Source organism: Caballeronia sp. GAFFF1 (assembly GCF_023630705.1).
Lineage (GTDB): Bacteria > Pseudomonadota > Gammaproteobacteria > Burkholderiales > Burkholderiaceae > Caballeronia.
On sequence record NZ_JALQEM010000029.1, the window covers coordinates 21,266 to 40,322 of the forward strand.

The following is a 19,057-nucleotide window of genomic DNA, read 5'->3' on the forward strand; positions in this document are numbered from 1 at the left end:
GAATTGCCGAGGCACGGCGGCCGGGCAGCATTTCACGCCGGCGGGTGCCCGGACACCGCGAGACGTTCAGCACCGGCGCACGCGCGGCGAAAAATACGGTGCGTCCGGAATTCCCGCCGCGTTTTTCTGTCAATCGCCACGCAAGCGCGCGACGGTCGGCAGAGGGAAGCAAAGCGGCGAGCCGTGGAGACCGTGCGCGAGAATTCCGTTTTAGGCAGTTGAAAAGAACATGATGAACGAAGTGGCAAGACTGGGGCATGCGCGGATCGTACTCATCGAAGACGATCCCGAAAGCAGGGAATCACTGCAGATGTTGCTGGAAGAAGAGGGCGCGCAAGTCGTCGCCGTGGCCGACGCCGAAGACGGCGCGGAAACCGCGACCCGCGTGCTGCCCGATGCGGTGATCTGCGATCTCGACCTTCCTGGAATGGACGGTTTCTATCTCATTCAACGTTTGCGCGACCACGAAATACGCGGGAATCTGCCGCCTTCGGTCGCCATCGCGCTTACCGGGCACGACGGCGACGAGTACCGATTACGCAGCATCGGCGAGGGCTTTCAGCATTTCATGACCAAGCCCGCGCACCCGGACGAACTCGTCACGCTGATTCAAGACGCGCTCAACGCGCGTGTCGTGACCTGAGACAGGAAGCGCCGCGCGCGGCACGGCGCGGCGCTCGCCTTGCAGGACGCTAAGAACGGTCGCGGTTGCGCGCCCGCGTTGCGCCCGTGATGACGGCGATTCCCAGCAGAATGACGGCCACGATGGCGATGGTATGTTGCGCCACGTGCATGGCGACGAGCGCCCACGACACGCCGCCGATCAGAATGAGCCAGCCCACGAGATAGATGATCAGGGTCATCGGGTTCTCCTTTTACTTGTCGGAATAGTCAGGATAGGCACAATGCGCTGCCGCGCGCCATCCTTCGCCTGCAAGAGTCGTACCGTCCGGCACAACGAGAAGACATGCTCACCGTCCATCACCTCAACAACTCCCGCTCGCAACGCGTGCTGTGGATGCTCGAAGAACTCGCCGTCCCCTACGAGATCGAGCGCTACGAGCGCGATCCGCAGACGATGCTCGCGCCGCCCGAACTGCGCGCCGTGCATCCGCTCGGCAAGTCGCCCGTCGTCACGGATGGCGCGCTCGTCGTCGCGGAGTCCGGTGCGATCATCGAATATCTGGTGGACCGCTACGGCGAAGGACGATTCGCGCCGCCGCACGGGGCGTCGCCTGAGCGCGTACGCTACAACTACTGGATGCATTACGCGGAAGGCTCGGCCATGCCGCCTCTCCTGCTCAAGCTCGTGGCGTCGCGAATCGCAAAGGCGAAGATGCCGTTCTTCGCGAGGCCTATTGCGCGGCGCATCGGCGAGACGTTGCAGCGCGGTTTTATCGATCCGCAACTGAAGCTGCATTTCGGCTATATCGAAAGCGAACTCGCGAAGTCGGCCTGGTTCGCGGGCGATACCTTCAGCGCCGCCGATGTTCAAATGAGCTTTCCGCTCGAAGCCGGCAGCCAGCGCGCGGGCGCGAAGGATTGCCCGCATATCCGCGCGTTTCTGGAACGCATTCACGCGCGGCCGGCTTATCGGCGCGCATTGGAGCGCGGCGGCCGCTACGACTACGCGGGCTAGCCGCCCGCGCAGGAAAGCGCCGCGCGTTGCGTACAATGAAGCGCACCAAGCGCCGCTCCCTAGCCGCGCGTTTTGTCGCAAGTCCCTCACGCTCAAAGGCAACGCATGGCCCGAATCGTTCCCGACGACTGGAAGAACCTCGAAGCGACCGGTGCCGCGGCGCGCGAACTGGAGACGCTCGCGCAACTCGAAAAGCTGCCCGAGGACTACACGGTCTATCACGGCGTCCACTGGACGCGCATCAACGAAGGCTTCTCGGTTTTCGGCGAGGCGGATTTCGTCGTGGTCGCGCCGTCGGGGCGCGTGCTGATGATCGAGATGAAGGCCGGCTTTCTGCGCGAAACGGGCGCAGGGCTCGTCAAGGTCTATCTGCAAAAGGAGCGCAATGTCGCCATCCAGCTTGCGCGCACGCTGGAAAACCTGCACCGGCGCTTCACGGCGGCGTTCGGCGCGGGGACGTATCGCATCGAGGAACTGCTGTATTGCCCCGACTACACCGTGAAAGACGCGGCGATCGCGGGCGTGCCGCCGGGCCGTATCGTCGATGCAGGCCGTAAGGCGCAGCTTGCGCGCGTCGTGCTGGATATCCTGCCGCCCGACGAGCCGCGCTTCGAAGCGGCCGCGCGCATTCACCACTTTCTCGCCGATGAACTCTCGCTCACGCCGGACACCAACGCGCTCGTCGGGGCGGCGAACACGCTCGTCACGCGGCTGTCGGGCGGACTGGCGACGTGGGCGCGCCGCCTCGAATTCGAGCCGTTCCGTCTGCGCGTGATCGCGACGGCGGGCGCGGGCAAGACGCAGCTCGCCGTGCGCGTGATGCGCGACGCGCTGGCCGCCGGCAAGAGCGTGCTCTATGTGTGCTTCAACCGGCCGCTCGCGGACCATATTCGCGCCATCGCGCCGAAAGACGCGAAGATCGCGAACTATCACCAGTTGAGCGCAGCGGTGGCGCGCGATGCGGGCAGTCCGCCGGATTTCAGCCAGCCCAACGTCTTCGTGACGCTCGAAGAACGCTTCGCCGCTGTGCCCGTGCCGGAGCACTGGAAGACGGACGTGCTGATCGTCGACGAGGGCCAGGATTTTCAGGCCGCGTGGGTCGAGGCGCTCGAACGGCTGCTGAAGCCGGATGCGGCGTGGTGGTGGCTCGAAGATCCGATGCAGAACCTCTATCTGCGCGAGCCGGTGCCGCTGCCCGGCTGGACCATTCTGCGCGAGACCACAAACTATCGCAGTCCGCGCGACTTGCTCGGCTTTATCCGCAAGGTCGTCGGGCCGGATGTGCGGCTCGATGCAGGCAGTCCGTTCGACGGCTCGGACGTCACCGTTTCCACCTACGAGGACGGCCATCCGGACGAAGTCATCGAAGCCACGAAGCGCGCCATCACGCATGCGCTCTCGCTCGGCTTTCGCAAGCAAGACATCGCGGTGCTGTCGTTTCGCGGGCGCGAGGGTTCGGCGCTCACGGCCGTCGATCATCTCGGGCCGCACCGGCTGCGCGCGTTCACCGGAACGTACGATCTCTTCGGCAATCCCGAATATCGCGAGGGCGACGTACTGCTCGAGTCGATCTATCGCTTCAAGGGACAATCCGCGCCGTGCGTGATCCTGACCGAAGTCGACTTCGACACGCTCGACGACCAGGCCGCGCGCAAAGTGTTCGTCGGCGCGACGCGGGCGACGATGAAGCTCATCGTGGTCGCCTCCGAACGCGCGACGCACGCGATGGAAGCGTTGCGCTAGGCCGCGCCGCAGTCGTCTCATGCCATTCACGCAGAACCGGCGTCCGTGGCTGCGCCGCCTCTGGTATGCGGCGCTGATCGCGCTGGCGGTCGCGCCGCCGCTCGGCGCGGTCGGCTACATGCTGTACTCCGGCCTGCTCGCCCGGCAGCCGCACGGCATGGTCGTGCCCTACGAAGGCTTGTACTGGGACGCCGCGCAGTTCCAGATTGCCTACGAGCGATTCGAGAGCCAGGTGCTGCTGTTTCGCAGCGGCATCGAGGAAGATGCCGGCGCTGTCCGCGATTCGTATGCGCGCTTGCGGGCGCGGCTCGATATCGTCTCCGATGCCACGCGCACGCCCGAAGGCCACGACGCCATGCACAACCGTCAGCAGGAAATCTTGCGCCAGCTGCATACGGCGCTCGATTCCATCGAAGGCGACGTGAGTCGGCTGACGGTCAGGCAGAGCCGCGCGCTGCGGGTGATCGGCGTGCTGCGGCAAAACGCGCCCGCCGTCGCGGAACTGGCGACCGGCAGGCGGCTGATGGACGCCGCCGAGCGCGAAAGCATCGTGCGCGACTTCGAGGCGAAGCGCCGCTATCTGCTTTATGGCGGCATTTTGCTCGGCTTGCTATCGGCGGCGGCGACATCGCTGCTTCTGCTCAATGGCTACCGGCGCGCGCGCCTGATCGAGCAGCAACGCGCCGCGCTTTCAGCCGAGCATCAGGCGACCCGGGCGGCGCGCGAAACGGCTGTCGCGAAAGACACGTTCCTCGGCATGATCAGCCACGAGTTGCGCACGCCGCTGCACGCGATCGTCTCCTCCATCGAACTGCTCGGGCTGAACCTGCGAGGCGAGGCGGATCGCAAGATCATTCAGCGGCTGGAAACCGGCGCGCGTCATCTCGAAGCGCAGATGCGTGACCTGACCGACTACGCGCGCCTCGGCGCCGGCAAGCTCGAACTGCGCCTCGCCGCGTTCGATCCCGCCGAACTGCTCGATTCCATCGTCGATGCGAATCTGCCCGCCGCGTCCGCGAAGGGCCTGGAGTTGCGCGGCGAATACAGCGGCGAGCGCGGGCTGCTCGAATCGGACCCGCATCGCGTGCGCCAGATCGTCACGAATCTCGTCACCAACGCGATCAAATACACGGACGCCGGGTCCATCGACGTGCGCTTCGTGCGCGACAAGGCGCGTCTCGACATCTCCGTGACCGACACGGGGCCTGGCATCGCGCGGGAGCAACTGCCGCTCATCTTCCAGGAATTCACGCAGCTCGATTCGTCGAGCACGCGGCGTTTCGACGGCGCGGGCATGGGGCTCGCGGTCGTGCGAGGCTTGGTCGATCTGCTCGGCGGCACCGTCGACGTGTCGAGCGAAGTCGGTCAGGGCGCGGCGTTTCGCGTGAGCCTGCCCGCGGTGTCCGTCGACGAGATGCCCGAGCGCCGCGACGACGAAGCCGAAGCCTCCGGCTTGCGCAAGTCGCGCGTGCTGGTGATAGACGACCACGAGTCGATCCGCGATTCGCTGATCGAGATGCTGACGCTCCTGGGTTATTGGGCCGTGGGCATGCCGGACGTCGACAGCGCGCTCGCGTGGCTGCGCGCTAACGACGCCGACGTGATCCTGCTCGACCTGCACATGCCCGGCAAGGACGGCTACTCGTTCGCCAACGAATACCGCTCGCGGATCGCGCCGGGCGCGAGCGTGCCGATCATCGCGGTGAGCGCGTATGTGCCCGAACTCGTCGATCCGACCGCGACGGTGCTCTTCTTCGACTATCTGCTGAAGCCGGTGCGCTTCGAGGTGCTGAAGGCGGCCGTGCATCGCGCGGCGACGGCGCGGCGGCGCGCTGCTTGAGGCTCAGTTCCGCAACAGCCGCTTCGACAGGTCGGCGACCAGAATGCCGAGCCGCGCCGGCTTCTCGAAGCACGCGACGTTGTAATCGCGAATGATCTGGCTGATTTCCGATTCGCTCGCCTTGCCGGTCGTGAGCTCGCCGGTGAGCACGAAGATCGGCGCGTCGGGATTGTCGGACTCGCGCACCGCCTGTATCGCGCCCGCCGACGTGTGCGCGCCGAACAGCCAGTCGATCACCACGGCGTCGAAGACTTGCGACTGGAGCGCTTCCAAGAAGGCGTCGAGGCCGTAAAAGGCCATCGCGGTGAAGCCGGTCATCTCCAGATAGTCGTGCAGATTGTCGGCCGACGCGTGATCGTCGTCGACGACCGCGATCACGGGCTTTTCGGTATCCGCGCGGCGCGGCTGTATCTCGATTTTGTGGACGTCGCTGGCTTGCTGCAACAGCACGCCCTCGTGACGCGTGACGATCCACCGGCCGTTCACTTTCTGCGCAATGAAATCGGGCCGGCTGCCCGCGTCCAGTGCATCGCCGATCCACGCGGTGCATGGGATCTCGACCGAGCCGAGCTTCAGCACGGCGTCGTGGGCGGTGCCTTCGGTTTCGTCGGGACGCGTATCGATGCTGTCGAAAAGCTGGAGCGCGGGCTCGTCGAAGGCGTCGGCGACGCGGCGAATCTGCGCGAGCGTCCACGGGCTATTGCCGCGCAGCTTGCGATGCCCTTGCGAAAAGCTGAGATCGAGAATGCGGCACAGTTCGGCCGTCTGCTGACGCTTGCCGATGCCGTGACGGCTCATCAGTTCGCGCACGCGCTCGGCGACGGCGAGCGATTCCAGTGAAGAGGTTTCAGAGACCATGCTGCCAGGCGGATGCGGGAAATAGCTGCGAATGCGCAGCGAACCGCCCATTGTAAAGGGCAGCGGTCGGCGTGCTCGAAAATGAAACGATGAACGAGCCGCCAATGTTCAGCATAGGAATGAAAACCCGCCGGTCGATCAATCTTTACAATGTAAAAATCCGTTGACGCGGCTGTTTTATGAACGCACAATGTTTCCATTGTAAAGATGTAACTTGTGACTATCTAGCGGTCCAACGGAGAACGATCATGTCCTTGCAAGCTGTCTTGGCCGGTACGCCGGTGTGGGTCTGGGTGTTGTTGGCGGTGCTCGTTTCGCGCGGCCTCAAAGCGATGAAAGGCGGCACGGCGCCGCTGTCGAAACTCGCAGTCGTGCCGGCGATCTTCGCCGCGTGGGGCTTGCTGCATGTCGTCACCGGGCCGGACGCCGGCTGGGAACCGGCAGCGACGTGGCTGATCGGCGGCGCGATAGGCACCGGCATCGGCGCGATGCTGGCAAGAAATAGCGCCATTGCCGTGGACCGCGTGCGGCGCACCGTCATCGTGCCGGGCTCCGTCGTGCCGATGCTGCTCATCCTCGCGACGTTCGCGTCGAAATTCTTCATCGGCTTCGAACTGGCGACGGGCGCTGGCGTCGAGTCGACGTGGGCCGTGCTCAGTGCGCTGATTTCGGGCGTGGTCGCGGGAATCTTCGCGGGCCGCTTCCTGATCTACTGGCTGGCGCTGCGGCCGGCGGCAGTTGTGTTCGAACGCGTCTGATGGTCGAAAGAAAAAAGCCGTGAAGCCGATCTATCGGCTTCACGGCTTCGGCGTCGGAACTCGCGCTTACTGCGGCTGGATGTTCGCTGCTTGCAGGCCCTTCGGACCCTGGCGCACCTCGAACAGCACCTTCTGATTTTCTTGCAGCGACTTGTAGCCGTCCGCCCGGATTTCCGAGAAATGCGCGAACACATCAGGGCTGCCGTCGTCCGGCTTGATGAACCCAAAGCCCTTCGTGTCGTTGAACCATTTCACAGTGCCAGTTGCCATTATTTCCTCTTATTTTGCAGCGTTGAGCGAGGTTAGGTCTCGCTTGGGTAAGTAATCGTTAAAGGCGTCTTCACGCGAAGGCGGCTTCGGCGGGAATTTCGTCGAGCAGCGTGGAGAGTTGGCCCTCCGTCTCGCGGCCGCTGAATTCACGCAGCGTCGCGAGAAGCGTGCGCCACGGCGCGGGCCAGCGCGTTTCACGCACACAGCGGCCGGCCGCGTCGGTGATGCGCAAAAGCGTGGTGTCGGGGTAGTAGGTGAGGGTGACGGGCATTCCGTCGAGAACGCAAGTAGCGGTACAAGGCTTTGGTGTGAACATGCTGTTTTTGTTGGATAAGTGGTCGTCGGTGCGCGCGGCGCGCGCCTGGTCGGTCGACGGTGCAGAGCGTTTAGCAACGTCCGTGCCTGCTGTTCGCCGTACTGCCGTGCACGCCCAGTTCCATCGTCTTAGTTCGAAAAGTCGTTTCGGGATGTTAAGCGGCGAATGCTTCAGCTTTGTGTTAGTTAGCCGACGTTCCCCGGATACACTGCTTCGCAGCTCTGTTCGAGGAATCTCATCATGTTCGTTGCTGCGCTATTGCTTTGTCCGGTCGGTGTGGCCGCGCTTTTCGCCTTCGCCCTATATGCCGATAAGGTGTTTCGGCGCGGCAGCCGGCAAACGGCGCCTGCGCCCATACGCTTTGGGGCGACGCAGCGGCCCATCGACGATCGCCACTGACGCGTACACACTCGCCGATCCGGTTTCGTTATCGAACGATCGCCCATTCGAATTGTTGCGTTATCGCTGGCCGACTATAGTGCTATCGACAACACAAACAGGAGACAAGGCATGAACCGGATCGATCTGGCGGAACGCACTGTGGTCATCACCGGCGGCGCGCGGGGCATCGGGCTCGCGGTCGCCGAGCGGGCGCTGGCTTCGGGCGCGAACGTCGCGCTGTGGGATGTCGACGCCGAGCGGCTTCAGCGCACGCGCGCCGAACTCGCGTCGAAACACGAAGCGCGCACCGTCAGCGAGTCGGTCGTCGAACTGACCGATGAAGCGTCCGTCAATGCCGCCGTGCAATCGACGCTCGCCGCGCAAGGCAAGATCGACGTGCTCGTCAACAACGCGGGCATCACCGGCGGCAACGGTTCGACGTGGGAACTGGCGCCCGACGTGTGGCGCCGCGTGATCGACGTGAACCTGATCGGGCCGTATCTCACTTGCCGCGCGGTCGTGCCGCACATGCTGAAGAACGGTTACGGCCGCATCGTCAATGTCGCGTCCATCGCGGGCAAGGAAGGCAACCCGAACGCCTCGCACTACAGCGCGTCGAAGGCCGGACTGATCGGGCTCACGAAGTCGCTCGGCAAGGAACTCGCGGGCAAGAACATTCTCGTGAATGCCGTCACGCCCGCCGCGGCGAAAACCGAGATCTTCGATTCGATGTCGCAGCAGCACATCGACTATATGCTCTCCAAGATCCCGATGAACCGCTTCCTCATGCCGGAGGAAGCGGCGTCGCTCATTCTGTGGCTCTCGTCCGAGGACTGCGCGTTCAGCACGGGCGCGGTGTTCGACTTGTCGGGCGGACGCGCGACTTACTGACCGCGCGCTTCACTGGAGAGAGACATGGACCACTCCGCCGCGGCGGAAGGCGCTGTCACGTCCCGCGTGATGCGCCGGCTGCTGCCGTTCCTCTTGCTGATGTACGTGCTCGCGTTCCTGGATCGCGCGAACATCGGCTTCGCGCAGAAGGCCTTGCAGCAGGACACCGGCCTCACGAACGCCGCGTTCGCGTTCGGCGCGGGCGTGTTCTTCGTCGGCTACGCGATCTTCGAGGTGCCGAGCAATCTGCTGTTGCATCGCGTGGGCGCCAAGCTGTGGATGTGCCGCATCATGGTCACGTGGGGCCTCGTTTCATCCGCGATGGCTTTCGCGCATTCCGCGACCGCGTTCTACACGCTGCGCTTTCTCCTCGGCGTGGCGGAAGCGGGCTTCTTCCCCGGCATCGTCTATTACCTGACGCGCTGGTTCCCGCAGAACTCGCGCGCGCGGGCGCTCGGCGTGTTCTATTTCGGCGCGCCGCTCGCGTTTATCTTCGGCGCGCCGCTTTCGGGACTGCTGCTCGATCTGCATGGCGTGCTGGGCTTTGCCGGCTGGCAGTGGCTCTTTCTGGTCGAAGGGCTCCTCGCCTCGCTCGTCGGCGCGTGGGCGTTCTGGTATCTGGACGACGATCCCGCCCGCGCCCGCTGGCTCGCGCAGGACGAGCGCGCTTGGCTCGTCGCGCGCCTCGCTGAGGACGCCCGCGCCGCGTCGTCGCACGGGCCGCATCGCGTGCTCGCCGCGTTGGTCGATCCGCGCGTGCTCGTCTTGTGCTGCGTCTACTTTCTGATTCAGGCGGCGGTGTACGGCGTCGTCTTCTATCTGCCGCAGCAAGTGGCCGCGCTGCTCGGCACGAAAGTCGGCTTTCGCGTCGGGCTCGTCACCGCGCTGCCGTGGATCGCGGCGGTCGTCGTGACGTGGATCGTGCCGCGTTACGCGGATCGCACCGGCACGCATCGCGCGTGCGCCGTCGCGCTGCTCGTCATGTCGGGCGTCGCGATCGCCGTATCGGGCGTCGCGGGCGCGCCCATCGTCTCGCTGATCGCGCTGTGTTGCGCCGCCAGCGGATTCATCGCCGCGCAGCCGCTTTTCTGGACCTTTCCGACGCGTTACCTGACCGGCGCAGCCGCTGCCGCGGGCATCGCGCTCATCAACTCGCTCGGCGGACTCGGCGGTTTCTTTGCGCCGATGGCCCGCAACGCCGCCGACGCCGCTTTCCATTCCGCGAGCGCCGGGCTGGTCGTGCTCGGCGCGGCGAGCGTGCTGGCAGCGCTCGTGATCGTCGCGCTCGTGCGCGTGCCGGCGCGCGGCGCGGCGCCCGAATCTCGCGCCGATCGCCCCAGGCCCGCGAACGCGTCCTGACCATTCCAACATACGGAGACGAAACCATGTCCATGCCCACCATTCGCCAGGTTCGCGCTTTCGTGGTTCGCGGCGGCGGCGCCGATTATCACGATCAGGGAGCCGATCACTGGATCGACGATCACATCGCCACGCCAATGGCGCGCTACCCCGAATATCGACAGAGCCGGCAGTCGTTCGGGCTGAACGTGCTCGGCTCGCTCGTCGTCGAGATCGAAGCGAGCGATGGCACCGTCGGCTTCGCGGTGACGACCGGCGGCGAAATCGGCGCGTTCATCGTCGAAAAGCATCTCGCGCGTTTCATCGAAGGCCAGCGCGTGACGGACATCGAGAAAATGTGGGACCAGATGTACTTCGCGACGCTCTACTACGGCCGCAAGGGCATCGTGCTGAACGCGATTTCCGGCGTCGATCTCGCGCTCTGGGATCTGCTCGCGAAGGTGCGCAAGGAGCCGGTGTTTCAGCTGCTCGGCGGCCCCGTGCGCGACGAATTGCAGTTTTATGCGACCGGCGCGCGGCCGGACCTCGCGAAGCAAATGGGTTTCATCGGCGGGAAGATGCCGTTGCAGCACGGTCCGGCGGAAGGCGAAGAAGGGCTCGCCGCGAACATTGCGAAGCTCGCCGACATGCGCTCGAAAGTGGGCGACGACTTCTGGCTCATGTTCGACTGCTGGATGTCGCTCGATCTCAATTACGCGAAGCGGCTCGCCACGGCTGCGCACGAATACGGCCTGAAGTGGCTGGAAGAAACGCTGCCGCCCGACGACTATTGGGGCTACGCCGAACTGCGCCGCTCCGTTCCGCGCGGCATGATGGTGACGACGGGCGAGCACGAAGCGACGCGCTGGGGCTTCCGGATGCTGTTCGAGATGGGCTGCGCGGACCTCGTGCAGCCGGACGTCGGCTGGTGCGGCGGCATCACGGAACTCATCAAGATTTCGGCGATGGCGGATGCGCATAACGTGCTCGTCGTGCCCCACGGGTCGTCGGTCTATAGCTATCACTTCGTCGTGACGCGCCACAACTCGCCGTTCGCCGAATTTTTGATGATGGCGCCGCAAGCCGATCAGGTCGTGCCCATGTTCACGCCCTTGCTGCTCGATGAGCCGGTGCCCGTCAACGGACGCATGAAAGTGCCGGAGACGCCGGGCTTCGGCGTGCGGCTCAACCCCGAATGCGCGCTGGCGCGGCCTTATACCCACTGACGAGGCGTCACATGCTGCTAGAGAACAAAGTCGTGATCGTGACGGGCGGCTCGCGCGGCATCGGGCGGGCGATTGCGCTGGCGAGCGCGCGCGAAGGCGCGCACGTCGCGATCAATTACTGGCGCGACAACGACCAGTCCTACGGCAAGGCATCGGCGGTGGAGTCGATCGTCGGCGAGATCGAGTCGCTCGGCCGTCGCGCGATTGCCGTCGAAGGCAACGTCGCGGAGCGCGAGACGGGCTTCGAACTGGTGCGGCGCACGGTGGAAGCGTTCGGGCGCGTCGACGTGCTGTCGAGCAATGCGGGCATCTGTCCTTTTCATGCTTTCCTCGACATGCCGCCTTCCGTGTACGAAACGACGGTCGCGGTGAATCTGAACGGCGCGTTCTATGTGACGCAGGCCGCCGCGAATCAGATGAAGGCGCAAGGCACGGGCGGCGCGATTGTCGCGACGAGTTCGATCAGCGCGCTCGTCGGCGGCGGCATGCAGACGCATTACACGCCGACGAAAGCGGGCGTGCATTCGCTCATGCAGTCGTGCGCCATCGCGCTCGGGGCCTACGGCATTCGCTGCAATTCCGTGATGCCCGGCACCATCGCGACGGACCTGAACGCCGAAGACTTGTCGGATGCCGACAAGCGCGCCTACATGGAAAAGCGCATTCCGCTCGGCCGTCTCGGCGCACCGGACGATGTTGCGCAATGCGTGGTGTTTCTCGCTTCGGACCGCGCGCGCTATGTGACGGGCGCGTCCTTGTTGGTCGACGGCGGGCTCTTCGTCAACTTGCAGTGACGGCGAGCGAAACGGCCGAGTATTTGCGCAGCAATGCGATGAAGTACTCGGCCGGTTCGTTCAGCGTTTCGAACTTGCGGCGCAGCAGGCCGAAGCCCGACAGGCTTTTGCCGATCTCGACGGGCAGCTCCACGAGCAGTTGCGCGCGCAGATAGTCGCGCACAACGGACTCGGGCAGCATGGCGACGGCATCGCTGTTTTGCAGCAGTTGCAGCGTCGCGAAGATGGACGCGCATTCGACGATATCGGCAGGCGTGGTCAATCCGGCGCGCGCGAGTTCTTCCTCGAAGAGACCGCGCGCAGGACTCGTGATCGGCTGAAGAATCCACGGCCAGCCGACGAGCGTGTCCAGTTCGAGCGAAGCCTTGCTTGCAAGCGGATGCTTCGCGCGCACGACGAGGCGCATGGCTTCGCGTGCGAGCGGTTCGAAGTCGAAATCGTTGTGCTGTAGCGGCGTGGTCAGGCGGCCTAGCGCCAGATCCACTTCGCGGCGATGCAGCAGTTGCACGACCTGATCGCTCGTTTCGCCGAGTATGCGTACGTTGAGCAGCGGGCGCTCGGATTTTAGTTCGGTGACGGCCATCGCGAGCACGTCGGGCGCCGCGCCCATGATCGCGCCGACCGTCAGTTGTCCGTGACCGCCACGGCGCTTGTTGTCGAGATCGTCGGCGAAGCGCGTGAGGTCCGCCAGCGAGCGGCGCGCGTAGGCGAGCGTGGCGGTGCCGAGCGGCGTCGGATGCATGCCGCGCGCATTGCGCTCGAAGAGCTGGAAGCCGAACGCTTCTTCGATATCCGCGAGCATGCGGCTCGCGCTCGGCTGCGCGACGTTGATGTTGTCCGCGGCCTGATGAAGATTGCGCGTGTCGTCGAGCGCGACGAGCAGCGCCAGATGCTTGAACTTGAGGCGATTGACGAGCGCGACCTGTGAGACGTTCTGGTTCATTAAAGAGGCCCGCATGATGCAGCGCAACGATGTTCGCTGATACGGTTTTGCGATCGGCCAATCCTGCTTTCGGATTGTCGTGCTATCGGTCGGCGCATTATAGTCGCAGCCATAACGCGCCTGATCGCAAAGACACGGCGCATCGAACATAAGAAGGCGGCCGCCATGGAGACAGTGGCTTTTCGCATGACCCTGAAGCCGGGCATGCGCGAGGAATATGAACGGCGCCATCGCGAGCTATGGCCCGAACTGGCCGATGCATTGCATGCGGCCGGCATCCGCGAGTACTGGATATTTCTGGACGAAGCGACAGGTCTTCTCTTCGCGACATACAAGCGCACGGACACACACACGACCGACGCGCTGCCGAACTTGCCCATCATGTGCAGATGGTGGGACTTCATGGCGGAACTGATGGAGACGCATGCGGACAACGCGCCCGTCGCCGTTGCGCTTGCGCCCGTGTTTCATCTTGCGTGAATCAGCCCGAGCCGCGAGGACATCACCATGCAGGTTGTCGATCCGCATATTCATCTTTGGGACCTTTCCACGCACCATTACCCGTGGCTCGCCAATCCGCAGACGTCCTTCGTCGGCGATGCGCGCGAGTTGCAGCACGACTATCTGCTCGCCGACTTGCTGCGGGATGCAGAAGGCATCGACGTGCTCAAGCTCGTGCATGTCGATGCGAATCACGATCCCGCCGATCCGGTGGAAGAGACGCGCTGGCTGCAAGGCATTGCGGATGGCGAAGGGCGCGGCCTGCCGAACGGCATCGTCGCGGGCGCGGATCTGTCGCGCGACGACGCGCCACAAGTGCTCGAAGCGCACGCGGCGTTTGCGAATACGCGCGGCATTCGCCAGATACTGAACGTGCATCACAACCCGCTCTATGACTACGTGGGCCGCCACTATATGCACGAGTCGCAATGGCGCAAGCATTTCGCGTTGCTGAGGCGCTTCGGTTTGTCTTTCGACTTGCAGCTTTATCCATCGCAGATGCTCGATGCCGCGCAGCTTGCGCGGGAACATGCCGACACGCAATTCATCGTCAATCACGCGGGCATGTTCGTGGATCGCGCGTCGCCAGCGGGGTATCGCGCGTGGCGGGAAGGGATGCGCGCGCTGGCGGCGTGCCCGAACGTCGCGGTGAAAATCAGCGGTCTCGCAATGTTCGACCATCAATGGACCGTCGAGAGCTTCCGTCCTTATGTGCTCGAAACCATCGACACCTTCGGCAGCGAGCGCGCCATGTTCGCATCGAACTTTCCGGTGGACCGCTTGTTCGGCTCTTTCACGGCCATATGGAACGCGTATGCGCGAATCGTCGAGGACGCCAGCGCGAGTGAGAAGGAAGCATTATTCGTTCGGAATGCAGAAAGTATTTACCGCATCTAAGCAGGAGACGTCCGATGACACCAAGGCTTGAAATGCGGCACGCGAGCAAGTCATTCGGCCGCGTGCGCGCGCTCGGCGACGCGAGCTTGCAGCTTTTCCCCGGCGAAGTGCACGCGCTGCTCGGCGAAAACGGCGCGGGCAAGTCCACGCTCGTCAAGCTGCTCGCGGGCGTCTATCAGCCGGATGCGGGGGAACTGCTGGTCGACGGCGCGGCGCGGCGTTTCGCGAATCCCGCCGAAGCACGCAATGCCGGCATCGCGGTGATCTATCAGGAGCCGACGCTCTTCGCGGATCTCTCCATCGCGGAGAACATCTACATGGGACGCCAGCCGCGCGACCGGCTGGGGCGTATCCGCTATGACGAAATGCATCGCGAAGTGGATGCGTTGCTCGCCTCGCTCGGCGTCAGCATGCGCGCGCAACGGCTCGTGCGCGGGCTGTCCATTGCGGATCAGCAGGTCGTCGAGATTGCCAAGGCGCTCTCGCTCGATGCGAACGTGCTCATCATGGACGAGCCGACCGCCGCGCTTTCGCTGCCGGAAGTGGAGCGGCTCTTTGCGATCGTACGCGGGCTGCGCGAGCGCAACGCGGCGGTGCTGTTCATCACGCATCGACTCGATGAAGTCTTTGCGCTGACCCAACGCATGACGATCATGCGCGACGGCGTAAAGGTTCACGACGCGCTGACCGCGGACATGACTATCGATTCCATTGTGAGCAAAATGGTGGGCCGCGATCTCGACACGTTCTACCCGAAGGCCGATGTTTTGCCGGGGGATGTGCGTCTTTCCGTGCGCAATCTGACGCGAGAAGGCGTATTCAAGAACGTGTCGTTCGATGTACGCGCGGGCGAAATCGTCGCGCTGGCAGGTCTCGTCGGCGCGGGAAGAAGCGAGGTCGCGCGCGCGATCTTCGGCATCGATCCGGTCGATGCCGGCGAAGTCAGGGTCGGCGGCGACACGATAGAACTCGGCAGGCCGGCTGCGGCCGTGCGAGCGGGACTCGCGCTCGTGCCCGAGGACCGGCGCGCGCAAGGACTCGCGATGGAGTTGTCCATCGCGCGCAATGCGTCGTTGACCGTGCTCGGGCGACTGATGCGGCACGGTCTCATCTCGTCGCGTAGCGAAGCCTCGCTCGCCGCGGACTGGGGCAAGCGCCTTCGCCTGAAAGCCAGCGATCTGGATGCGCCCGTCGGCACGCTGTCGGGCGGCAATCAGCAGAAGGTCGTGCTCGGCAAGTGGCTGGCGACGAACCCCAAGGTGCTCATCATCGACGAGCCGACGCGCGGCATTGACGTGGGCGCGAAGGCCGAGGTCTACCGCACGCTCGCGGAACTCGTGAAGGAGGGCATGGCTGTGCTGATGATATCGAGCGAACTGCCCGAAGTGCTGGGCATGGCGGACCGCGTGCTCGTGATGCACGAAGGCCGTATCAGCGCGGACATCGCCCGCGCCGATGCGAACGAGGAACGCGTAATGAGCGCGGCATTGGGCGCGCCTGCGCATACATTGGGTCACGCGGCATGATGACACGACACTCTCCCAGCTTGCCCGCCATGCCCGCCGCGCAAGACAAGCGCGACGGCTTCGCCGCATCCATCGCGAAGAGCCGCGAGTTGACGCTCTTCGTCGTGCTGCTCGTGCTCGTCGGCGCGACGGCGGCAGTGAAGCCCGACTTCCTCAACCTGCAAAACCTGCGCGACGTATTGCTCAACGTGTCGATCATCGGCTTGCTCACGGCGGGCATGACCATCGTGATGTTGATGCGGCACATCGACTTGTCGGTGGCGTCGATCGTCGGCGTTAGCGCGTATGCGGTCGGCAGCCTGTTCGTCGTGTTTCCGCATATGCCCGTAGCCGTCGCGATGCTCGCCGGGATATGCATCGGACTCCTGATCGGGGCGTTGAACGGCGCGCTCGTCACGTTCGGCCGCGTGCCGTCGCTCGTTGCCACGCTTTCGACGCTTTATATCGTGCGCGGCGCGGATTACGCATGGGTCCACGGCGGACAGATCAACGCGACGAGCCTGCCCGATGCGTTCGCGAGAATCGCGACCGGCTCGTTGCTCGGCGTGCCGAATCTCGTGTTGATCGCGCTTGTCGTGCTGGTCGCGCTGTCCGTGTATCTGAAGCAGTATCGCGGCGGACGCGAGCATTACGCGATCGGATCGAATTCCGAAGCGGCGCGGCTCGCAGGCATTCGCGTGGACCGTCGCGTGATGATCGGCTTCTTGCTGTCGGGCGGGATTGCGGGACTTGCCGGCGTGCTGTGGCTCGCGCGTTTCGGCACGGTAGATGCCAGCACGGCGAAGGGCATCGAGTTGCAAGTGGTCGCGGCGGCGGTTGTCGGCAGCGTCGCGATCACGGGCGGCGTCGGCACGGTGGCGGGCGCGACGCTCGGCGCGCTGGTGCTCGGCGTCATCAATATCGCGCTGGTGGTGCTGCGCGTGTCGCCCTTCTGGCAGCAGGCGATACAAGGCGCGCTGATCGTCGCGGCGATCACGCTCGATACGTTGCTCGCGCGTTCTGTCGCGCGCCGCATGATGAGGAAACGCGATCATGGCTAAACCCGACTCGGCTTTGTCTATCGCGAAACGCCGTCATTTGCAGTGGGAGGCGATGCTCGTCATCGTGCTCGTCGTCTCGCTCGTGGCAGGGCGCGCGATCGCGCCCATGTTTTTGTCGTCGGCCAATCTGTCGAACATGCTGGCCGATTTCACCGAGATCGCGTTGATCGCGCTGCCGATGACGCTCGTCATCGTGGCGGCCGAGATCGACTTGTCGGTGGCGTCGGTGCTCGGCGCATCGAGCGCGCTGATGGCCGTGCTCTGGCACATGGGATTGCCGATGCCGCTCGTCATCGCCATCGTGCTCGTCGCAGGGACGCTCGCGGGGCTGCTGAACGGACTCGTCATCGTGCGCTTCGGCTTGCCTTCGCTTGCCGTAACCATCGGCACGCTCGCGCTCTTTCGCGGCCTTGCGTACGTCTTGCTCGGCGATCAGGCCATCGCTGATTTCCCCGCGTCGTACACGGCGTTCGGCATCGACACGGTCGGCGATACGTTCCTGCCCACGCCGTTCCTGCTCGTGATCGCGGGCGCCATCGTCTTCACGGTTCTGTTGCAGGCGACGCCCTTCGGACGCAGCCTCTATGCCATCGGCGCGAACCCGACAGCCGCGCAGTTCTCCGGCATCGACGTCGGCAAGACGAAGCTCAGGCTCTTCATGATGTCGGGCGCGATGTCGGCGCTCGCGGGCATCGTTTATACGCTGCGCTTCACGAGCGCGCGCGGCGACAACGGCGAAGGCTTCGAGCTGTCCGTCATCGCCGCGGTGCTGTTCGGCGGCGTGAGCATCTTCGGCGGACGCGGCTCGATGATCGGCGTGCTGCTGTCGCTCGTCATCATCGGCGTGCTGCGCAATGCGTTGACGCTCGCGGACGTATCGAGCGAAACGCTCACCATCGTGACCGGCGCGTTGCTGCTTTCGTCGGTGCTGATACCGAACCTGGTCGCGCGCTGGCGCGCAGTACGAGAGAAACGCCTGATGACGCAGACCCTATGACGAACCGTTATACCCCGCGTTGATAACCCGCGCGAAGCCTGTTTTCAGGGCCTGCGCGCAATGACAGGAGACGTTCCGACATGAAAAATCCCTATCGATTCGCACGCGGCCCGATGCTCGCAGCGGCCTTCCTGGCCGTTACCGTGGCGCTGACCGCGAGCGCCGCCGAAGTGAAAAGCGGCCTCAAGATCGCCTTCGTGCCGAAACAGATCAACAACCCGTATGAGGTGATCGCCGACGATGGCGGCATGGCCGCGATCAAGGAAATGAAGGGCGATGGCAAGGTCGTCGGCCCGTCGGACGCGGGCGCGTCGTCGCAAGTCAGCTATATCAACACGCTCATCACGCAGCGCCAGAACGCCATCGTGATCGCGGCCAACGATGCCAACGCGCTCGTGCCGTATCTCAAGAAAGCGATGTCGCAGGGCATCAAGGTCGTTACGTTCGATTCCGACACGGCACCCGAAGGCCGGCAGATCTTCGTGAACCAGGCCGAGTCGGAGGCCATCGGGCGCGGGCAGATTCAATTGCTGTCGAAGCTGGTCGGCGGCGAAGGCGAATTCGCGATTCTGTCGGCCACGCCCAACGCGACGAACCAGAACACGTGGATCAAATGGATGCAGGAGGAGTTGAAGAAGCCCGAGTATTCGAAGATGAAGCTCGTTAAGATCGCGTACGGCAACGACGATGACCAGAAATCGTTCGTGGAAACGCAGGGCTTGTTGCAGGCGTATCCGAACCTGAAGGGCATCGTCGCGCCGACATCTGTAGGCATTGCCGCGGCGGCGCGCTATATCTCCGGTTCGCCGGCCAAGGGCAAGGTCGTCGTGACGGGCCTCGGCACGCCGAACCAGATGCGCGCGTTCATCAAGAACGGCACCGTGCAGGCGTTCCAGTTGTGGGACCCGGGCCAGTTGGGCTACCTTGCGGCGTTCGCGGCTGCAAACCTCGCGTCCGGCACCATCACGGGCAAGGAAGGCGATTCGTTCGAGGCCGGCAAGCTCGGGAAGCGTACCGTGGGCAAGAGCGGCGAAGTGATTCTCGGGCCGCCGACCACGTTCGATGCGAGCAATATCGATCGTTTCAATTTCTGAAAGAC

General features: G+C 64.3%; 20 protein-coding genes. 15 read left to right on the forward strand and 5 right to left on the reverse strand.

The genetic code is table 11. From position 1 onward, the window contains the following. Nucleotides 1-229 precede the first annotated feature (229 nt). Complete coding sequence (locus tag NCR37_RS15750) at nt 230-643, forward strand: response regulator (protein WP_175941956.1); 414 nt, start codon at nt 230-232, stop codon at nt 641-643. A gap of 49 nt (nt 644-692) precedes the next feature. On the opposite strand, the gene NCR37_RS15755 is transcribed toward NCR37_RS15750, so the two are convergent. Further along, the gene (locus tag NCR37_RS15755) at nt 693-863 is read right to left on the reverse strand and encodes a hypothetical protein (protein WP_175941955.1); all 171 of its coding nucleotides are present in this window, start codon (nt 861-863) and stop codon (nt 693-695) included. Between the two features lie 104 nt (nt 864-967). On the opposite strand from NCR37_RS15755, the gene NCR37_RS15760 reads away from it, so the two are divergent. The 3 genes from NCR37_RS15760 (at nt 968) to NCR37_RS15770 (ending at nt 5,222) form a co-directional block, all read left to right on the forward strand. After that, nucleotides 968-1,639 carry a glutathione S-transferase gene (locus NCR37_RS15760; protein WP_250473804.1) on the forward strand — a complete coding sequence of 224 codons (672 nt, stop codon included), beginning with the start codon at nt 968-970 and terminating at the stop codon, nt 1,637-1,639. 105 nt (nt 1,640-1,744) lie between these two features. Next, complete coding sequence (locus tag NCR37_RS15765) at nt 1,745-3,382, forward strand: ATP-binding domain-containing protein (RefSeq protein ID WP_250473805.1); 1,638 nt, start codon at nt 1,745-1,747, stop codon at nt 3,380-3,382. A gap of 19 nt (nt 3,383-3,401) precedes the next feature. Further along, nucleotides 3,402-5,222 carry an ATP-binding response regulator gene (locus NCR37_RS15770; RefSeq protein WP_250473806.1) on the forward strand — a complete coding sequence of 607 codons (1,821 nt, stop codon included), beginning with the start codon at nt 3,402-3,404 and terminating at the stop codon, nt 5,220-5,222. Nucleotides 5,223-5,225: 3 nt separating this feature from the next. Here the strand turns inward: NCR37_RS15770 and NCR37_RS15775 are convergent, their stop codons facing one another. Beyond that, on the reverse strand, nt 5,226-6,080 hold the full coding sequence (locus NCR37_RS15775) for a helix-turn-helix domain-containing protein (RefSeq protein WP_175941949.1): 855 nt from the start codon (nt 6,078-6,080) through the stop codon (nt 5,226-5,228). Nucleotides 6,081-6,328: 248 nt separating this feature from the next. Here NCR37_RS15775 and NCR37_RS15780 point away from each other — a divergent pair, with 248 nt between their 5' ends. Next, a complete protein-coding gene (locus NCR37_RS15780) occupies nt 6,329-6,838 on the forward strand; it encodes a DUF6622 family protein (RefSeq protein ID WP_250473807.1) in 510 nt (169 codons plus the stop codon). A gap of 66 nt (nt 6,839-6,904) precedes the next feature. Here NCR37_RS15780 and NCR37_RS15785 read toward each other — a convergent pair whose 3' ends face one another. Together NCR37_RS15785 and NCR37_RS15790 are read right to left on the reverse strand one after the other, a co-directional pair. Beyond that, nucleotides 6,905-7,108, reverse strand: coding sequence for a cold-shock protein (locus NCR37_RS15785; RefSeq protein ID WP_175941946.1), 204 nt, complete (start codon nt 7,106-7,108; stop codon nt 6,905-6,907). 70 nt (nt 7,109-7,178) lie between these two features. Beyond that, nucleotides 7,179-7,424, reverse strand: a complete 246-nt coding sequence (locus tag NCR37_RS15790) for a hypothetical protein (RefSeq protein ID WP_250473808.1) — start codon at nt 7,422-7,424, stop codon at nt 7,179-7,181. Between the two features lie 510 nt (nt 7,425-7,934). Between NCR37_RS15790 and NCR37_RS15795 the strand changes: the two genes are divergently transcribed. The 4 genes from NCR37_RS15795 to lra1 are packed head-to-tail and all read left to right on the forward strand — an operon-like array spanning nt 7,935 to nt 12,054. After that, nucleotides 7,935-8,696, forward strand: a complete 762-nt coding sequence (locus tag NCR37_RS15795) for an SDR family NAD(P)-dependent oxidoreductase (RefSeq protein WP_250473809.1) — start codon at nt 7,935-7,937, stop codon at nt 8,694-8,696. A gap of 24 nt (nt 8,697-8,720) precedes the next feature. Beyond that, nucleotides 8,721-10,055, forward strand: coding sequence for an MFS transporter (locus NCR37_RS15800; RefSeq protein ID WP_250473810.1), 1,335 nt, complete (start codon nt 8,721-8,723; stop codon nt 10,053-10,055). Between the two features lie 26 nt (nt 10,056-10,081). Further along, nucleotides 10,082-11,260, forward strand: a complete 1,179-nt coding sequence (gene rhmD / locus NCR37_RS15805) for an L-rhamnonate dehydratase (RefSeq protein WP_175941938.1) — start codon at nt 10,082-10,084, stop codon at nt 11,258-11,260. 11 nt (nt 11,261-11,271) lie between these two features. Further along, nucleotides 11,272-12,054, forward strand: a complete 783-nt coding sequence (gene lra1, locus NCR37_RS15810; RefSeq protein WP_250473811.1) for an L-rhamnose 1-dehydrogenase Lra1 — start codon at nt 11,272-11,274, stop codon at nt 12,052-12,054. Here the strand turns inward: lra1 and NCR37_RS15815 are convergent. Continuing rightward, nucleotides 12,041-12,997, reverse strand: a complete 957-nt coding sequence (locus NCR37_RS15815) for a LysR family transcriptional regulator (RefSeq protein ID WP_250473812.1) — start codon at nt 12,995-12,997, stop codon at nt 12,041-12,043. The genes lra1 and NCR37_RS15815 overlap by 14 nt on opposite strands. A 165-nt stretch (nt 12,998-13,162) precedes the next feature. Here NCR37_RS15815 and rhaM point away from each other — a divergent pair, with 165 nt between their 5' ends. From rhaM to rhaS, 6 genes are all read left to right on the forward strand, one after another. Continuing rightward, a complete protein-coding gene (gene rhaM, locus NCR37_RS15820) occupies nt 13,163-13,477 on the forward strand; it encodes an L-rhamnose mutarotase (protein ID WP_250473813.1) in 315 nt (104 codons plus the stop codon). Nucleotides 13,478-13,504: 27 nt separating this feature from the next. Continuing rightward, complete coding sequence (locus tag NCR37_RS15825) at nt 13,505-14,395, forward strand: amidohydrolase family protein (RefSeq protein WP_250473814.1); 891 nt, start codon at nt 13,505-13,507, stop codon at nt 14,393-14,395. A gap of 14 nt (nt 14,396-14,409) precedes the next feature. Continuing rightward, entirely contained in the window at nt 14,410-15,921 is a 1,512-nt protein-coding gene (locus tag NCR37_RS15830) for a sugar ABC transporter ATP-binding protein (RefSeq protein WP_250473815.1), read from the forward strand. Continuing rightward, entirely contained in the window at nt 15,921-16,961 is a 1,041-nt protein-coding gene (locus NCR37_RS15835; RefSeq protein WP_502800537.1) for an ABC transporter permease, read from the forward strand. The genes NCR37_RS15830 and NCR37_RS15835 overlap by 1 nt, the downstream gene beginning before the upstream one ends. Beyond that, nucleotides 16,954-17,958, forward strand: coding sequence for an ABC transporter permease (locus NCR37_RS15840; RefSeq protein ID WP_250473816.1), 1,005 nt, complete (start codon nt 16,954-16,956; stop codon nt 17,956-17,958). Before NCR37_RS15835 ends, NCR37_RS15840 begins: the two co-directional genes overlap by 8 nt. A gap of 80 nt (nt 17,959-18,038) precedes the next feature. Continuing rightward, nucleotides 18,039-19,052 carry a rhamnose ABC transporter substrate-binding protein gene (gene rhaS, locus NCR37_RS15845; protein ID WP_250473817.1) on the forward strand — a complete coding sequence of 338 codons (1,014 nt, stop codon included), beginning with the start codon at nt 18,039-18,041 and terminating at the stop codon, nt 19,050-19,052. The last annotated feature ends 5 nt before the right edge of the window (nt 19,053-19,057 follow it).

Coding starts and splice junctions, on each gene's coding strand:
- NCR37_RS15750 (WP_175941956.1), top strand. CDS start 230: ATGATGAACGAAGTGGCAAGACTGGGGCATGCGCGGATCGTACTCATC.
- NCR37_RS15755 (WP_175941955.1), bottom strand. CDS start 863: ATGACCCTGATCATCTATCTCGTGGGCTGGCTCATTCTGATCGGCGGC.
- NCR37_RS15760 (WP_250473804.1), top strand. CDS start 968: ATGCTCACCGTCCATCACCTCAACAACTCCCGCTCGCAACGCGTGCTG.
- NCR37_RS15765 (WP_250473805.1), top strand. CDS start 1,745: ATGGCCCGAATCGTTCCCGACGACTGGAAGAACCTCGAAGCGACCGGT.
- NCR37_RS15770 (WP_250473806.1), top strand. CDS start 3,402: ATGCCATTCACGCAGAACCGGCGTCCGTGGCTGCGCCGCCTCTGGTAT.
- NCR37_RS15775 (WP_175941949.1), bottom strand. CDS start 6,080: ATGGTCTCTGAAACCTCTTCACTGGAATCGCTCGCCGTCGCCGAGCGC.
- NCR37_RS15780 (WP_250473807.1), top strand. CDS start 6,329: ATGTCCTTGCAAGCTGTCTTGGCCGGTACGCCGGTGTGGGTCTGGGTG.
- NCR37_RS15785 (WP_175941946.1), bottom strand. CDS start 7,108: ATGGCAACTGGCACTGTGAAATGGTTCAACGACACGAAGGGCTTTGGG.
- NCR37_RS15790 (WP_250473808.1), bottom strand. CDS start 7,424: ATGTTCACACCAAAGCCTTGTACCGCTACTTGCGTTCTCGACGGAATG.
- NCR37_RS15795 (WP_250473809.1), top strand. CDS start 7,935: ATGAACCGGATCGATCTGGCGGAACGCACTGTGGTCATCACCGGCGGC.
- NCR37_RS15800 (WP_250473810.1), top strand. CDS start 8,721: ATGGACCACTCCGCCGCGGCGGAAGGCGCTGTCACGTCCCGCGTGATG.
- rhmD (WP_175941938.1), top strand. CDS start 10,082: ATGTCCATGCCCACCATTCGCCAGGTTCGCGCTTTCGTGGTTCGCGGC.
- lra1 (WP_250473811.1), top strand. CDS start 11,272: ATGCTGCTAGAGAACAAAGTCGTGATCGTGACGGGCGGCTCGCGCGGC.
- NCR37_RS15815 (WP_250473812.1), bottom strand. CDS start 12,997: ATGAACCAGAACGTCTCACAGGTCGCGCTCGTCAATCGCCTCAAGTTC.
- rhaM (WP_250473813.1), top strand. CDS start 13,163: ATGGAGACAGTGGCTTTTCGCATGACCCTGAAGCCGGGCATGCGCGAG.
- NCR37_RS15825 (WP_250473814.1), top strand. CDS start 13,505: ATGCAGGTTGTCGATCCGCATATTCATCTTTGGGACCTTTCCACGCAC.
- NCR37_RS15830 (WP_250473815.1), top strand. CDS start 14,410: ATGACACCAAGGCTTGAAATGCGGCACGCGAGCAAGTCATTCGGCCGC.
- NCR37_RS15835 (WP_502800537.1), top strand. CDS start 15,921: ATGACACGACACTCTCCCAGCTTGCCCGCCATGCCCGCCGCGCAAGAC.
- NCR37_RS15840 (WP_250473816.1), top strand. CDS start 16,954: ATGGCTAAACCCGACTCGGCTTTGTCTATCGCGAAACGCCGTCATTTG.
- rhaS (WP_250473817.1), top strand. CDS start 18,039: ATGAAAAATCCCTATCGATTCGCACGCGGCCCGATGCTCGCAGCGGCC.